This is a genomic window from Desulforhopalus vacuolatus (assembly GCF_016918505.1).
GTDB lineage: Bacteria > Desulfobacterota > Desulfobulbia > Desulfobulbales > Desulfocapsaceae > Desulforhopalus > Desulforhopalus vacuolatus.
The window spans coordinates 124,146-138,694 of sequence record NZ_JAFFPZ010000004.1 but is presented as its reverse complement, the minus strand read 5'-3'; the positions used below and the strand labels follow the sequence as shown (position 1 = coordinate 138,694).

General features: G+C 50.5%; 13 protein-coding genes. 7 read left to right on the top strand and 6 right to left on the bottom strand.

The annotated features are described in order from the left end of the window. Positions 1-31 precede the first annotated feature (31 nt). A complete protein-coding gene (locus JWG39_RS04260; RefSeq protein ID WP_205218124.1) occupies positions 32-1,660 on the bottom strand; it encodes an NAD(P)H-hydrate dehydratase in 1,629 nt (542 codons plus the stop codon). Positions 1,661-1,694: 34 nt separating this feature from the next. Beyond that, positions 1,695-3,143: an LPS export ABC transporter permease LptF gene (gene lptF / locus JWG39_RS04255; protein ID WP_205218122.1), complete on the bottom strand. Its 1,449-nt coding sequence runs from the start codon at positions 3,141-3,143 to the stop codon at positions 1,695-1,697. Between the two features lie 226 nt (positions 3,144-3,369). On the opposite strand from lptF, the gene JWG39_RS04250 reads away from it, so the two are divergent. Beyond that, positions 3,370-3,543 carry a hypothetical protein gene (locus JWG39_RS04250; RefSeq protein ID WP_205218120.1) on the top strand — a complete coding sequence of 58 codons (174 nt, stop codon included), beginning with the start codon at positions 3,370-3,372 and terminating at the stop codon, positions 3,541-3,543. A gap of 112 nt (positions 3,544-3,655) precedes the next feature. On the opposite strand, the gene JWG39_RS04245 is transcribed toward JWG39_RS04250, so the two are convergent. Then, positions 3,656-5,059, bottom strand: coding sequence for a M23 family metallopeptidase (locus JWG39_RS04245; protein ID WP_205218119.1), 1,404 nt, complete (start codon positions 5,057-5,059; stop codon positions 3,656-3,658). Between the two features lie 77 nt (positions 5,060-5,136). Then, positions 5,137-6,642 (bottom strand): Rne/Rng family ribonuclease, encoded by a 1,506-nt coding sequence (locus JWG39_RS04240; protein WP_205218118.1) that lies wholly within the window; start codon positions 6,640-6,642, stop codon positions 5,137-5,139. Positions 6,643-6,775: 133 nt separating this feature from the next. Here JWG39_RS04240 and JWG39_RS04235 point away from each other — a divergent pair, with 133 nt between their 5' ends. The 4 genes from JWG39_RS04235 (at position 6,776) to JWG39_RS04220 (ending at position 10,533) form a co-directional block, all read left to right on the top strand. Then, the gene (locus JWG39_RS04235) at positions 6,776-7,651 is read left to right on the top strand and encodes a glycosyltransferase family 2 protein (RefSeq protein WP_205218117.1); all 876 of its coding nucleotides are present in this window, start codon (positions 6,776-6,778) and stop codon (positions 7,649-7,651) included. Then, entirely contained in the window at positions 7,651-8,760 is a 1,110-nt protein-coding gene (locus JWG39_RS04230; RefSeq protein WP_205218116.1) for an SPL family radical SAM protein, read from the top strand. The genes JWG39_RS04235 and JWG39_RS04230 overlap by 1 nt, the downstream gene beginning before the upstream one ends. Positions 8,761-8,832: 72 nt before the next feature. Then, positions 8,833-9,348 carry a single-stranded DNA-binding protein gene (locus JWG39_RS04225; protein WP_205218114.1) on the top strand — a complete coding sequence of 172 codons (516 nt, stop codon included), beginning with the start codon at positions 8,833-8,835 and terminating at the stop codon, positions 9,346-9,348. 267 nt (positions 9,349-9,615) lie between these two features. After that, positions 9,616-10,533, top strand: a complete 918-nt coding sequence (locus JWG39_RS04220; protein WP_205218113.1) for a DnaJ C-terminal domain-containing protein — start codon at positions 9,616-9,618, stop codon at positions 10,531-10,533. Positions 10,534-10,881: 348 nt separating this feature from the next. Here the strand turns inward: JWG39_RS04220 and JWG39_RS04215 are convergent, their stop codons facing one another. Then, a complete protein-coding gene (locus JWG39_RS04215; protein WP_205218112.1) occupies positions 10,882-11,409 on the bottom strand; it encodes a 3-isopropylmalate dehydratase small subunit in 528 nt (175 codons plus the stop codon). A gap of 14 nt (positions 11,410-11,423) precedes the next feature. After that, the gene (locus JWG39_RS04210) at positions 11,424-12,704 is read right to left on the bottom strand and encodes a 3-isopropylmalate dehydratase large subunit (RefSeq protein WP_205218110.1); all 1,281 of its coding nucleotides are present in this window, start codon (positions 12,702-12,704) and stop codon (positions 11,424-11,426) included. A 188-nt stretch (positions 12,705-12,892) separates the two neighbouring features. Between JWG39_RS04210 and ilvY the strand changes: the two genes are divergently transcribed. Next, a complete protein-coding gene (gene ilvY / locus JWG39_RS04205; protein ID WP_205218109.1) occupies positions 12,893-13,783 on the top strand; it encodes an HTH-type transcriptional activator IlvY in 891 nt (296 codons plus the stop codon). 73 nt (positions 13,784-13,856) lie between these two features. After that, positions 13,857-14,369: a tRNA (adenosine(37)-N6)-threonylcarbamoyltransferase complex ATPase subunit type 1 TsaE gene (gene tsaE / locus JWG39_RS04200; RefSeq protein ID WP_205218108.1), complete on the top strand. Its 513-nt coding sequence runs from the start codon at positions 13,857-13,859 to the stop codon at positions 14,367-14,369. The last annotated feature ends 180 nt before the right edge of the window (positions 14,370-14,549 follow it).

Sequence of the window (14,549 nt, the reverse complement as noted above, 5' to 3'; positions counted from 1 at the left end):
ACAACGAATGGACACGGATAAACACGAATTATTAAGATACCAGTACATCTGTTCCATAGAGATGCTGCAGAAGAGTGTGTCTCGCTTCCGGCAGTTTGTCAGTGACTTCTGATGCATAAAACCCCGGACCCTTCTGCTCAAAGAGAATATCTGCCGCTTTACCGTGCAAATACGCTGCTGTAGTCGTTGCCGGAAAGGGGTCCATTCCCTGAGAGATAAATGCGCCGATAATGCCGCTGAGGACGTCTCCCATGCCGCCGGTGCCCATACCAGGATTTCCCGTAGTGTTTATGAAGCAGCGCCCCTCACTGTTACAAACGATGGTTCCGCTTCCTTTAAGCAGCATGACGGTTTCATATTCGTCATTCTGAAAAAGAAGACATCCCTGTTTTGCAGCACCGAGCGGATCCTGGACGATCTCCGCAGTTGATTTCCCGAGAAGACGTCCCATTTCACCGGGGTGTGGCGTAAAGATGCGGGGACCGGACGGCGTGCCCAGCACTTTGCGGTGGGCAGCAAGAATATTGAGAGCATCCGCATCAATCACTACCGGCAGGTGTGCTTCGTGATAGATTTTCAGAACCAGTTCAGCGGTATCGGCATGCTGACCTGCTCCGGGGCCTGTGACTATGCAGGAAAAGCGGTCAAGGTTTTCTTTGATCTGCGGCCAGTCTTTGATACTGAGATGAGAGGGATTCCCATGCAGGAGCATGGTCATGGCTTCAGGGACAGCAGATTGCAGAATCATGTTGTTTTCGGCAATGGAGCCCAGAGTCAGTAATCCGGTCCCTGCACGCAGGGCACCGCGTCCGGCAAGGACAGCAGCTCCCGTGGAACCTGTGCTGCCAGCCAGAATAAAGGTGTGCCCGTTGGTTCCCTTGTGGGATGCACTCTGGCGACGCAGTCGGGTGCAATTTTCTTTCAGTACCTCCATGTCCGCCAGTTCCGTATTGATTTTGACGTGAGATACGACTTCCCGGGGAATACAGACATCAATGACTTCGAGATGACCGGTCCAGGCATTGTTGCCAAAGAGAACGTGCCCCGGTTTGGCACAGCCATAGGTCGCGGTATAATCCGCCCGCACTGAGACTCCGCGAATCTTGCCGGTATCAGTATCAAGCCCGGACGGAGTATCAACAGCAATGACAGGTGCCGGCCCGCGCAGTTTCAGCGAGTTTATGCATCTGATGATGTCAGCAATATACCCCTCGATATCCCGCATGAGACCGATCCCGAAGATGGCATCAATAACGGCATAGCAGCGAAGGTCGCCTGACTCATACTGCCTGATGATCTCTTGAATGGTACCTACCTGCTCTGTGTTGTCGATAATGTGGAAGGGCAGGTGCATCTTTTCAACGATCTTGAGGTTTTCCAGGGCATCACCCTTGAATTTTTCGAGGGGCTGCAGAAAGAAGAAAAGAGGCTGGCAGCCACGCTGATGCAGCTGACGCCCTATGACCAGACCGTCTCCGCCGTTGTTGCCGGGGCCGATAAAGATTGGACAGAAACAGTCTTTGCAGGACCCGAGCATTTTTTCTGCCATGGAGACTGTTCCAAGGCCTGCATTTTCCATTAGAATCAGGGAGGGAATACCATAATCTTCCATGGTTATACGTTCAAGTTCACGCATTTCACTGACTAAAGATAATTTCATTTTTTCTCCTTTCTTTTGTATCCCGGAGGTCTTTTCAGGATTTTGTTTTTTTCTGTTTCTCAAGTTCCCTGCATTTGGGACAGGGGCTGAAACCAGAACGTCTGGCAACTTTATGATCTTTGAACTTCAGTGTGCAGTCATCATCGAGAAAATGTTTGCACGTAATATAGTGAAATTCTTTGGTCTTCGGATTTCCGGATACCAGATCGCGGTTTCGAATTTTCCGCAGTTTTCTCTGCTTCTCAGCCTCTTTTGCCGATTCCGGGTCCGAGTGCGGGAAAAAACGATAGCGAATTTCCTCCATGCAATGGATCTCGAATTGTTTGAGTGCAAAATACAGGTTGGAGACCGGCATCGGCACCAGTGATTTCTCAGCTGCTACCCGGTAGATCCAGAAAACGGTGAGCAGGAAGAAAAAGGTATTTGGTGCCCACATGGCAATAATCACTGGCAGTGTCCCTTCCTCAGCAAGAGAACGCCCCGTAGAGAAAAGGATATAATAGATAACGAAAATCGCCAGACCTGCTTGAATTCCCACAGCTTTTTTCCCCGGTTTTGCCTGCAGTCCGAGAGGAAGTCCAAGTAGACTAATGAGCAGACAGCCAGCTGGCAGTACAAGGCGTTTATTAAACTCAATGAATAACTTTCGCTTTTCTTTGAGGTTATGATCATTGTCAACAGGGGCCGTCCTCCATGCTGCAAGAAGCTCTGACATCCCGAGAATATTCTTCTGTTTGGTTTGTGTTGCCTTGCTGTTCGGCGAGTTCAGTGGGATATTGATCTGGTAGTGTTTGAACTCCACAATCTGTGCATTCATCTGCTCGGAGCGGTGCAGACTGCCGTTGTTTAGATTAATGGAGACATTCATGTCATTAATGTTGGAGGTCATATTGCCGCTGGTGGCCATGGTGACGGTGGGCAGGCGAACGTGCCGCATGTCGGAAACCCACACCTTGTCCCACTGGTCTGTATTTTTATCGATGCCATCAACATAGACTACTACATCTCCGAGGGCCTCGGTGAATGTCTGGGGTTTTATCCCCTTGGTGATTTTCTCCTTCATCAGCGTATAGGTGAGTTGTTTCATCGCCATTTCACTCAGGGGAATGAGCTTAATGGAGAAGTAACTTGTGAGGAGAGCGATTATTGCGGTAACAAGCAGTACCGGCGGGATGATCTGATACATGCTGACCCCGCTTGCCTTAAGGGCGAGAATTTCTGTATCGCTTGAAAGTCGTGCAAAACCTATCGTCACCCCGAGCATGGCCGCCATTGGGATGGTATAAAGAAATATGTTGGGGAAGAGATAGGAGAAGAGACGGATAAAGTCTCCAAAAGAGATGTTGAGATCAAGGACAAAGTTGAGAAAGGGAATGAATTTGACCAGAAAAAAGACGCAGTTCATGATAATGAAACTTGCAAAAAATGGGGCCAGCATCTCTCTGGCAAGATAGGCGTAGAGAAGTTTGGGGATATTTGGCATTCGGGTATCCAGGATATCTCGCAGGGAGCATTAATATCAGCGGATTGACAGTGTATGAAGCCCTCTTCGGGGGCTCTGTAAATTTTGGGAAAGAGGATATCAAGCCCATACAGCACGTTTGTTATTTTACAGTTTTTTATTGAAAAAGTGTATCATGTTCTAAACAATGGGGTTTTTCACAACCCTGTGAATATATCTAACAATACCATACGCTGAAGGAGGAACAATGCATTTGTATGAAACTGAAGAGGGAGACAAGTGGGTGTGTGTCAACTGCGCCAAAGAACAGAAGGAAGAACTGGAAAAGCGGGGCTGGAAGTATATTTTTGATCGTGATGATCTCGAATTGCGTTGTGTTATCTGCGGCAAACCTGATTACGATTTTGAGGACTTCACCTGAGAACCCGGAGAAGATTTTTACAGGCATGCAAAAGGTTACGCTGGAAAGCGTAACCTTTTCCGTTTATTGGGTCCCTTAATGGACGAAATACAGGGTGTTTCAAGGCGCCCTGTTACTTTTCTGTCCTGGCGGGAATGAAACGCAGTTCTCTCAGCGGTCCCTCAACATTATTTTCCACCCAGTTTTTATCCCACCATTCCCGCGGGTTGACGAAAATTCCATTTATCAGCATGGAGAAGTGAAGGTGGTCGCCCCCGGCCATGCCGGTGGCTCCAGTGAGACCGATCAGCGTTCCTTTCTGAAGAGTGTCCCCAGGGCGAACGTTGATCTGACTGAGGTGTGAGTAGAGACTGTACACTCCCTGGCCATGGTCAAGTATAACCATATAGCCATAAATTCCAAGGTAATCAGCCCATTTCACCCTGCCGGTGTTGGCAGCTTTGACATTATCACGTTTTACTGAGGCAATATCAATACCGAGGTGAACCTGATGGTCAATGACTTGCTTGTCATAGACATAGGAGCGATAATCTGCGAAGTTTGCTTTATTGGTACCGTGCATGCGCAGAAAATCTCCTGTCCAGAGCTTGTCCGGAACCGGCATGGTACAGATCTCTTTGATTTTCCTGGCATTCTGCTTGCGGATAGTGTTGTTGATATAGATATAACGATCGAGGTAACTGCCCTCCATCTCCGGATAATACTGCTGAAACTCGGGGATTTTACGATTCAGGAAGCTGTCGGAGATATTGATGGTATCCTTCTGCTTGCTCACAGCCTTGAATCTGGTTGCAAAGGGTACCCGGGTCGTATTCCCGGCAAGGTCAGTGGTGGTAATACTCATTTCCCGAATGTTAACCGCGTTATAGGGCAGGGCGAAATAGGTGATGAAGGTATCTTTGGAATTTTTGGTTACCGGATACGCTGTGAAGAAATTATCGTTCAACTGCACTCCCGAGGTACTTTCAAGATCGGATACCTTGAAGACTGCGATACCACTCTGACCAGGAGAGATGGAGTTTTCTACATGCAGAATCTGAATTTTCGGGGCCTCGGTGTCAATGATAAGGTCTCTGGTAACGACCGTCTGATTGCCCTGAAACCAGCCGTTCAGGGAAAAATCAAGTACCGTGAGCTGCAGAGTAACCGGACCTTCGTTGAAGCCAAGTTTTTTACTGTCCACCTGAAAACGTACAGCGTGTTCCCTCGGTCCGACAGGGTTGTGATACCCGGTACGTGGATATTCTTTATTGTAGAGAACTTGTTCGCTGTCGCCTTGAAAGGCCTTGAGTTCAACGCTTTTTACTCCGCTCTCATTATCAACGACATCGATAGAAATGGTGGAATCCGTGCCGAGATATTTGCTTTTTACAGAGAGTTTGGCATCAGGACTTTCGGTCTCAAAAAAAAGAAACCAGGCAATTCCGCCTGCGACGGTGAGCAGAATGAGCAGAGGCAGAAGAATTCCTCCTTTTCGGCGCTGGGTTCCAAATCGAGTTGAATATTTTCTACGCATAATTCCAGAGTCGTTAAAGATTTGCGGGCATTTTTGACAGGGCGAATTCGTCGTCGCTCTGCCAGAATTTCCTGAGATCAGGTCGAGGACTTCGACCAGTTAATAGTGTAGTTTTCAAGATGCAGATCATCCGTTGGGATAATCTCAACCTTTCGGTCTATCTGTTGTTCCACCCCTGCAAAATTTTTTGCTTCATTTGTAGAAAGAAGTTTTGCAATATCGGGGTGAACCCGCAGTTCTGCCTGCTTTCCCAGATGATTTTCGCTCTCGCGTTTGAGCTGACGAAAGATTTCGTAACAGATGGTTCTCCGTGATTTCAGCATTCCTTCGCCATTACAGTATTGACAGGGCTCGCACATGAGCTGGTGAAGGTTTTCACTGCTCCGTTTGCGGGTCATCTGTATAAGGCCGAACTCCGAGAGTTTGAGAATGTTGATTTTGCTCTTATCGTTTTTAACCGCATCCTGGAAGGTGGCAAAGAGTGCCTCACGGTGCTCTGCACTTTCCATATCAATAAAATCGATGATGACAATACCACCGATATTGCGGAGTCGGAGCTGCCAGGCGATTTCAGTCGCGGCCTCCATATTGGTTCTCAAAATAGTATCGTTGAAGTCATTTTTGCCAACAAACCTGCCGGTGTTCACGTCAATAACGGTCAACGCTTCAGTCGATTCAATGATGATATATCCACCGGAACGCAGCCACACCTTTTTATCAATGGCACGGGATATCTCCACCTCAATGTTGTGTGCTTCAAACAGTGGCACCGGATCGGTGTAGAGCTGGATGCGGTCGCGCAGTTTGGGAGCAAAAGTCTCCACATGTTCAAGCAGTGCCAGCCACGCTGTACGGTCATCAATAAGCAGTCTGTCTACACCACTGGTGAAGTAGTCGCGGACGGAACGGAGAATAATATCGATATCTTTGTGGAGCAGCGAGGGGGCCGTTTGTTTATGGGCTTTGTCGAGTATTTCCTGCCAGGAGAGCAACAGGTATTCCATGTCGGCTTCAAGTTCTTCATTGGAGGCGAACTCCGCAAGAGTACGTGCAATAAAGCCGGTTCCTGCGGGACGAATAGCTTCAATTCTGTTCTTGATTTCCTCCCGGACAGTCTCCCCCTCAATCTTGCGTGAGACACCGATGTGGCTGGTTTGAGGCAGGAAGACCAGGCTGCGGCAGGGCAGGCTGACATGACAGGTAAGACGGGCTCCCTTGGTGCCGATGGGGTCCTTGCTCACCTGCACAAGAATTTCCTGGCCCTGGGTGAGCAGGTCCTCTATGCGCAGAGGCTTTTCGCGTACGCTGGTGCTGGCGCAGTCGGTGACGCAGGGGGCGAATTCGTCGGAGTTGAAGGCAACGCAGACATCATCGACATAGAGAAATCCAGTACGTTCAATGCCTATATCGACAAAGGACGCCTGCATGCCAGGGAGCACGCGCACGACGCGGCCCTTGTAGACATTACCCATAATTCCGCGCTCTGTAGGCCGCTGCATGTGGAATTCAGCGAGGTTGCCGTCTTCTACAAGGGCAAGACGCACCTCGTAGTCTGCGGCGTTGATGAGAATTTCTGTGGTCATCCCAAATTGTGAAACGAAAGTATCGAGAAAACCGTGAAGGTTCTCTGAAAATCTTTATGGAAGAAAAAAATGTTAGTATAATGAGAAAAAACAATATAACGCAGTACCCCCGCCAATTCCAGGTAATTCCACAATGAATTTTCTTCCAGTCACCGTCATTATCCCCACATTCAATCGCAGGATTATGCTGAAAAGGGCAGTGGATTCGGTGTTTCGCCAGAGTTGGCCCTGTGCCGAACTGGTTGTCGTGGACGACGGCTCTGTGGACGGGACGTCTGAAATGCTTGCCGGGCTTTCGGCGAAAGAGCCGCGTCTTCGTCTCCTCTCCACTGCACATCAGGGCCCGTCCACCGCACGCAACGCAGGGATCGCTGCGGCGACGGAGAAATATATCGCCTTTCTCGATTCAGATGATCACTGGCAAAAACGCAAGCTTGAGAAACAGTATGCCGCCCTCAGCGCAAGTGATTTTCTTATATCTCACACCAGAGAGCGATGGTTGCGGCGGGGGGAACATCTTAACCAGAAAAAGATCCATATCCCGCGTCATGGTGATATTTTTGCTCACTGCCTGCAGGTGTGTGCGGTGGGCATGTCCACCTTAATGGTGCGGCGGGATCTTTTTAACCAGATTGGCCTTTTTGATGAAAGTCTGCGTTGCTGTGAGGATTATGATATGTGGCTGCGTATAGCACTGCATCACCAGTTTCTACTGGTGGATGAGGTGTTGACTGTTAAAGAGGGTGGACGTGAAGATCAGGTCTCATTTGAGTATCGGGTGGGAATGGATGCACTGCGGATCAAAAGTCTGCGGAAACTGCTTGCCGGCACAATGGCGCCCCCGAGACGTCGTCTCGCCCTTGCGGAATTAATACGAAAAATTACAATTTATGCGGGCGGGTGTTGCAAACACGGCCGGGAAGAAGAGGGTGCGGCACTGTTTGTTGAGTGTGCCGGACTCAAGGCCGAACTGGTCGCACTGTCTTACAATTGCAGAAAAGGAGAATAATGACCTGGAAAGATCCATCAAAATATGTGCAGGAGATTTTTGTTGAGGAGTCAGTGGCTGATCTGCCATATACAAAGGAAATAATAGAGCGGGCTGGCCTGCCGGTGCATATAGTGCCGGAGCGGGGCAAGCCCAATGATCTCGACGCGGAGTATGTGCGTAACCTTACCGCCGGGAAGCGGCAGCTTTTTCTTACTGCCAATCGCGGGCAGTTTTTCAAGCCCTGCCCTGGCACCCGGGAGTATCAGTGCTGCAAATATCAGGTGCTGGGCTGCGGCGCTGGCTGTCCCATGGACTGTGTCTACTGCATCCTTCAGGCGTATCTCAACACGCCGTGGATTCTCCATTTCGTCAACGTAGAGAAGATGTTTGACGAATTACGGGAGGGGCTGGGGAACAACCCCTCACAATTTTTCCGTATCGGTACCGGGGAGTTTACTGATTCCCTGGCCCTCGACCGTTTTACCGCCCTCAGCCGTAAACTGGTTCCTTTCTTTCGTGATTGCGACAACGCCGTGCTGGAACTGAAAACCAAAAGTGCGGTAATCGACAACCTGATTGATCTTGACCACGGCGGCCGTACAGTGGTCGCCTGGTCGCTGAACAGCCCGACGATCATGGAGACTGAGGAGATCCGCTCCGCGACTCTTGATGAGCGTCTTGAAGCTGCCGCACAGTGTGCCTCCCTCGGCTATCATCTCGCCTTCCACTTCGATCCCATCATTGAACATGAAGGCTGGGAGGAGGGATATGCCGAGACTATTCGACGTCTCTACAGCATGGTTCCCGCAGAGTCGATTGCCTGGATCTCTCTCGGTGCTCTGCGCTATATACCCAAACTGAAAGAGATCGGCATTCATCGGTTTCCCAACTCGAAAATCTACTACAACGAGTTTATCAACGGACTGGATAACAAGAGCCGCTATTTTCGTCCAAAACGAGTGCGTCTCTACCAGCATATCTACGGCCTGCTCAAAGAGAGAGCTGCGGAGCGCACATGCATTTACTTCTGCATGGAAAGTGAAGAAATATGGCGTGAAGTCATGGGATTCGCACCGGAAGAGCATGGTGGGCTGCGAAAAATGCTGGATATTTCAGTGCAGGGTTGAGCAGAATTTATTACTCTGTTCCCTTAAATTTCAAACCGGATTTCCGGGTTAATTCTTTACAGGAGTAAGAGCATGGTCAACAAAGTAATTCTTATCGGTAATCTTGGGGCAAACCCTGAGTTGCGCTATACCAATTCCGGGACTGCGGTGGCGTCCCTGCGGGTTGCCACCAGTCGTCGCAGAAAAGATCAGGCGTCGGGCCAATATATTGAAGAAACCGAATGGCACAGTGTGGTTGCCTGGGCGAAGACCGCCGAGTTTTGCAGTAACTACCTCTCAAAAGGGTCAAAAATCTACGTCGAAGGACGCCTGCAGACCCGGAAGTGGCAGGACAAGAACGGTAATGACCGTTACACCACCGAGATAATTTCGGAAAATCTGCAGAGCCTGAGCCCGCGGAGCAGTGGTGGTGGTGGTGGTGGTGATAAAGGTAGTGGCTTCAATGATTCGTCCGCATCGCAGAAACCATTTACAAGTGGTTCCAATAGCGATAATGGAGGCTTCGGCGGTGGCAGCGGCGGCTTTGACAACGGCGGTTTCGGTGGAGACTCTGGTAACAGCGGTACCGGTGATGATGTTCCGTTTTAACTGCAGGGTTCTTTGAATGCCCTGACAGCTTTACATTCTTAAGCCGTTCTCCAGGCCGGAGGGCGGTTTTTTTTATCCTTCCGTTGACGGTGCCGCGCATAATTCCTATTTTCTTCGGCATGTGGGTGCCTTGAAACAACTTGTATTTCATTCATATTCGAGGCACAGGAGGACATTGACTGTAACGAAGAAGATGGGCGAAAGACTGGTTATTCAAGGTACCCATATTACTATTTTTGTTTTTGGAGAATCTACAGAGAGATATCAATGGAAGACTATTACAAGGTGCTTGGTGTAGAGAAAAGTGCCCCCGCAGCCGAGATAAAAAAGGCCTATCGTAAACTTGCCATGAAGTACCACCCGGACAAGACCAGTGGGAACAAAGCTGCAGAGGAGAAGTTTAAAGGAATTTCCGCCGCCTATGCGGTACTCTCTGATACGGAGAAAAAGAAGCAGTATGACACCTATGGTTCGGAGGATTTCCACCGACGATACTCGCAGGAAGATATCTTTCGCGGTTCCAATATGGAAGATATCCTTAATCAGTTTGGCTTCGGTGGTGGACGGCAGAACGTACACTGCTCCAACAAAGGCGGGGGAGGCGGTTTTGGTTCTTTCTTTAATCAGGGCGGTGGAGGTTACAGCAGTCGTCCGGCCCCGCAGAAAGGCCACGATATGAACTGTCAGATCAGTGTAACCCTTGCTGAAGTGCTCAACGGCGCGGAGAAAACCATCTCTCTGAGCAAAAACGGGGCTCCCCACAATGTCTCGGTGAAGATCCCCAAAGGAATCGAAGAGGGGAAAAAATTGCGCCTTGCTGGAAAAGGGCATGCCTCGCCTAATGGTGGTGCGCCGGGGGATCTCTTTCTCAAAGTGGAAGTGGTTCCCTGTGACAAGTTCACCCGTAAAAATGATGACCTCGTGGTGCAGAAAGAGGTTTCCTTCTCCGATGCCTGTCTGGGCAACAAGGTGGAAGTGGAGACCCTTGAGGGAAAGAAGTTTAATATTACCATCAAGCCTGGCACGGTGGGCGAAAGCAAACTGCGTATACCTCATTATGGCCTTCCCTCGGGACCGCAGGGACCGCGGGGAGATCTTATTGTCACACTCTCCGTGGCTGTGCCGAAGGAGTTGACGGAAGAGCAGGTGGCATTGATTGAGAATTTGCGGGAGGCTGGCCTTTAGAAGGACTGGAAAAGGGAGACGGGAGAAAGGAGACGGGAGACGGGAGACAGGGAAAAGCAAAAGACAGTAAGACAAAGACTGGATGGCCAGAGAAACATGCTAAATACGCGGAAGATTCTCTCTATAAAATGTCTTTTTTCACTTGGTTAGAGCATTTTTTTGTTGGCAAAAATCTTGTGTCGTTCCGTCTTTCACAAGAGCACCTTAAGCCGTCTCATCCCACAACGGATGTTATCGAGTTTTGTTGCCGTGCTTTTTCCTGTCTCCTTTCTCCTGTCTCCTGTCTCCTTTTTCCCTTTTTTATCTGCTCAGCGGTGAAGCGGGACTTTATGCCCCGCTTTGGGAACCTCAATACTTGCTGTCCGCATAGGCCAGCCAGCCGCCTGCCTCTACGAGCTGACGGTCAAAGCTGTTCATTGCAAAGGAAAATTCTTTCTTCTCACTCGCCGTTTCGGCCAGCAGCAGGCTTTTCTCAAGATTGATGGAGATGGTCATATCGCCTTTCATGGCAAAGAGCTGATCAATCTCTTCAGGCTTCAGTTCTACGGCGAGAATACCGCAGTTAAACATGTTCTGGCGAAAGATTCTGGCAAAGCTTGAGGCGACAATAACGTCCTTGTCATTCACCTCAAAGGCCCACACGGCATGCTCACGGGAGCTGCCGCAGCCGAAGTTTTCCCGGGCCACTACAACCTTCGCCTTCCTCATTGCCTCACTTTCATGATCAAAGGGCTTGCCGTCGACCAGTAAATCTTCAAGAAGATGGGGGCGCAGTGCAATTTTGGTTATCTCCGTGAGGTATTTCGCGGGGATGATCTCGTCGGTATTGATATCGTTTCTGTCCAGCAGGATGGCCGGACCGCCAAATTGTCTCATGGTATTCCTCTTTTTTAGATTTCGCGGGGATCGGTGATAACGCCTTTCACGGCCGTGGCGGCCGCTGTCCACGGGCTCATCAGGTGAACCATGCCACCTTTACCCATGCGTCCGTTGAAGTTGCGGTTGGTGGTGGAGGCACATACCTCACCCTCAGCCAGTACACCGGCACTCATGCCGAGGCAGGCGCCACAGGTGGGATTGAGGACGCAGAACCCGGCATCCATGAAAATGGCGATCAGGCCCTCTTTCAGCGCCATGGTATAGGTGAGCGGGGTTGCAGGGGTGACGATGGCGCGAATGCCCTCGGCAATCTTTTTCCCTTTCAGAATTTCGGCGGCGGCGCGCAGGTCTTCAATGCGTCCGTTGGTACAGGAGCCGATATAGACCTGGTCAACTTTTGTCCCTGCCATCTCAGCGACGGGTTTCACCTGATCCGGCTTATAACCATGGGTGACCATCGGGGTCAGGTCAGCGACGTTAATTTTGATGACCTTCGCGTATTCCGCGTCGGCGTCACTGCACCAGCGTTGAAAATCTTCAACGGCAGCATCAAGAGTTGCATAGTCGTCCTGGATGAAGGGCCAGAGGTATTCTGCAGTAGTGCGGTCCGGCTGACAGATACCACAGGTCCCGCCTGCCTCGACTGCCATGTTGCAGAGGGTCATGCGCTCGGCCATATTCATCGTGTCGATGGTGGGGCCGCTGAACTCAATCACCCGGTCGGTGGCGCCATTAACGGTGAGCTGTTTAATGATACTGAGGATGACGTCTTTTGCGGCAACCCGTGTGCCAAGTTCGCCTTCAACCTCGATTTTTATGGTTTTCGGGGCGCGGAAAGAACAGACACCCTTGTACATCCCAACTTCGAGGTCAGTGGTGCCGATACCGGCGGCGAAGGCACCGAAGGCCCCGTGGGTACAGGTATGAGAATCACCCATGATAACGGTGTAACCGGGGCGGATAAAACCTTTTTCGGGGAAAAGGGCGTGGCAGACGCCATTGGCGCCAATATCAAAAAAATCTTTGATTTTGTGCCGTTTTGCCCACTCACGCATGATTTTTCCCTGCATGGCGGTTTTGGAGTCTTTGGCGGGGGTGACATGGTCGATAACTGCCTTGATCTTCGTTGGATCAAAAACCTTGTCCATGCCTTTTTCTATCAGGTCCATGATGGCGATGGGGGTCGTGATCTCGTGACACAAGACCACATCGAGGTCGAGCACCATGTTTTCTGCGGAAACCTGCTCCCGCAGATGTGCATCGAAGATCTTTTCTGCTATGGTTTTTCCCATTGAACTGCTCCTGTCTGAGATTGAATGGTGAAGGTCAGTGCTCCCTGTAATTCTATCGATAAAAAGTACTGTTACCAGCCCTATACTATTAGTAAAAAAGCGTTGCGTAAATCGTTATTTCGGCAATACTGTATTGTGTAAACTGCAACGTGACGGGGGAATGCCCTCCCATTATCCTGGTAAATTTTATGGATCACGCTTCCCTTAGAATCTTTCTGCAACTTGCCGACGTCCTCCATTTTGGGGCGACCAGCCGGGTATGCAATATCAGTCCCTCTGCTCTGAGCAGACAGATTCAACGACTCGAAGAGGTCGTGGGACATCGGCTGTTTGACCGTGACAACCGCACTGTCCGGCTCACCGACGCGGGTAAACTTTTCCGCCGCTATGCCCGTTCTGAACTGGAACTGTGGCGCGGCTTTGCGGAGGAACTCGAACGTGAAGAGACGGTCCTCCATGGAGAGATTTCCATCTATTGCTCCGTGACGGCAAGCCTGAGCATGCTTCCCAATGCCCTTGCCGCTTTTCGCGCTGCCGCGCCGGTGGTGCGGATTCGCCTGCAGACCGGAGACGCAGGCAGTGCCGTGGAGAAGGTTATGGCGGGGGATGTGGATTTCGGGGTTTCGGCACTGCCTGCGAGTGTCCCGGAGGGGCTGGTTTTCCATCATCTCGCGGAGGTAAAACTGGTTTTTGTTGTTCCAAAAGCGACCTGGGCATTTTCTGAGGAGGTTGGCTCTGCGGATCCGCTTCCCTGGGAAAAGATTCCTCTGATACTCGGACAGAGCGGGGTGGCTCGAGAAAGGGTGGACGAATGGCTCCGGCGGCAGGGCATTCGCCCTGATATCTACGCCCGGGTAGCAGGAAATGAAGGAATTCTGTCGATGGTGGCACTGGGCTGTGGTGCCGGTGTAGTTCCGGAGCCGGTGCTTACGGAGAGCAGTTTGAAACAGGATCTGCTGCGGCTGGAGGTGGCACATCCCCCCGAACCGTATCAGGTGGGTGTCTGTGCCAGGGAATCCAGAATAAAAAATCGACTGCAGGGGGCCTTCTGGGCAGCCCTGCAGGGGGCCGCGAAATAAGGGTACCTTGAAACAACGTGTATTTCGTTTAGAGCGTTCAGAGGCAGGGTGCCTGTAAGAATGGGGGAAAGATATGCGACTGAAATTGAAAAACCTGCAGGAGACACAACTCCTCGGCAGAATTCTCGGAGAGCTGGCTGTGGCCGGAGACATCATTTGTCTCGAAGGGGACCTCGGGGCAGGCAAGACGACCCTCACCCAGGCCCTCGCCCTTGGCCTTGGAGTGGAAGAAGACAACTATGTGACCAGCCCCTCCTTTGCCATTCTTCAGGAATACGAGGGGCGGGCGCCTCTTTACCATTTCGATTTCTACCGCCTCGGAGACAGTGCTGAGGTTGAAGAGCAGGGCTTTTCCGAATATTTTTTTGCCGGAGGTGTCTGTGTGATTGAATGGCCCCAGGCAGCGGAGGCATCCCTGCCGCCCGAACGTCTCACCCTCACCCTGATCATTGATATGGATATCCCAATTGAAGAAGACGGGGAAAACAACAGCCGCATTGCACAAGTGGAAGGAACCCTGAAAGAAAAGGATTTCCTTAAAATCTTTCAACAGCGCCTGGATATTGTCAGCATCAGTTACATTTGATCAGCAGCGCAGCAGAGGGTTTGGGTGTGAGGGGGGATAAGCAGGATGTAAAGGCAGGGGGACGGGAGACAGGAGAAAGGAGACAGGGAAAAGCAAAAGACGGAACAGCGAAAAACTTTTTGCCAAAGGAAAGCTCTAAACAGAGAATTGTTGTTGTTCTATCTTTATTCGCATCCTCTG

Excerpts from the sequence above, each read along its gene's own strand:
- JWG39_RS04245 (WP_205218119.1), bottom strand. The coding sequence starts at position 5,059 with ATGCGTAGAAAATATTCAACTCGATTTGGAACCCAGCGCCGAAAAGGA.
- tsaE (WP_205218108.1), top strand. The coding sequence starts at position 13,857 with ATGCGACTGAAATTGAAAAACCTGCAGGAGACACAACTCCTCGGCAGA.
- JWG39_RS04210 (WP_205218110.1), bottom strand. The coding sequence starts at position 12,704 with ATGGGAAAAACCATAGCAGAAAAGATCTTCGATGCACATCTGCGGGAG.
- ilvY (WP_205218109.1), top strand. The coding sequence starts at position 12,893 with ATGGATCACGCTTCCCTTAGAATCTTTCTGCAACTTGCCGACGTCCTC.
- JWG39_RS04215 (WP_205218112.1), bottom strand. The coding sequence starts at position 11,409 with ATGAGACAATTTGGCGGTCCGGCCATCCTGCTGGACAGAAACGATATC.
- JWG39_RS04260 (WP_205218124.1), bottom strand. The coding sequence starts at position 1,660 with ATGAAATTATCTTTAGTCAGTGAAATGCGTGAACTTGAACGTATAACC.
- JWG39_RS04240 (WP_205218118.1), bottom strand. The coding sequence starts at position 6,642 with ATGACCACAGAAATTCTCATCAACGCCGCAGACTACGAGGTGCGTCTT.
- JWG39_RS04230 (WP_205218116.1), top strand. The coding sequence starts at position 7,651 with ATGACCTGGAAAGATCCATCAAAATATGTGCAGGAGATTTTTGTTGAG.
- JWG39_RS04220 (WP_205218113.1), top strand. The coding sequence starts at position 9,616 with ATGGAAGACTATTACAAGGTGCTTGGTGTAGAGAAAAGTGCCCCCGCA.
- JWG39_RS04225 (WP_205218114.1), top strand. The coding sequence starts at position 8,833 with ATGGTCAACAAAGTAATTCTTATCGGTAATCTTGGGGCAAACCCTGAG.
- lptF (WP_205218122.1), bottom strand. The coding sequence starts at position 3,143 with ATGCCAAATATCCCCAAACTTCTCTACGCCTATCTTGCCAGAGAGATG.
- JWG39_RS04235 (WP_205218117.1), top strand. The coding sequence starts at position 6,776 with ATGAATTTTCTTCCAGTCACCGTCATTATCCCCACATTCAATCGCAGG.
- JWG39_RS04250 (WP_205218120.1), top strand. The coding sequence starts at position 3,370 with ATGCATTTGTATGAAACTGAAGAGGGAGACAAGTGGGTGTGTGTCAAC.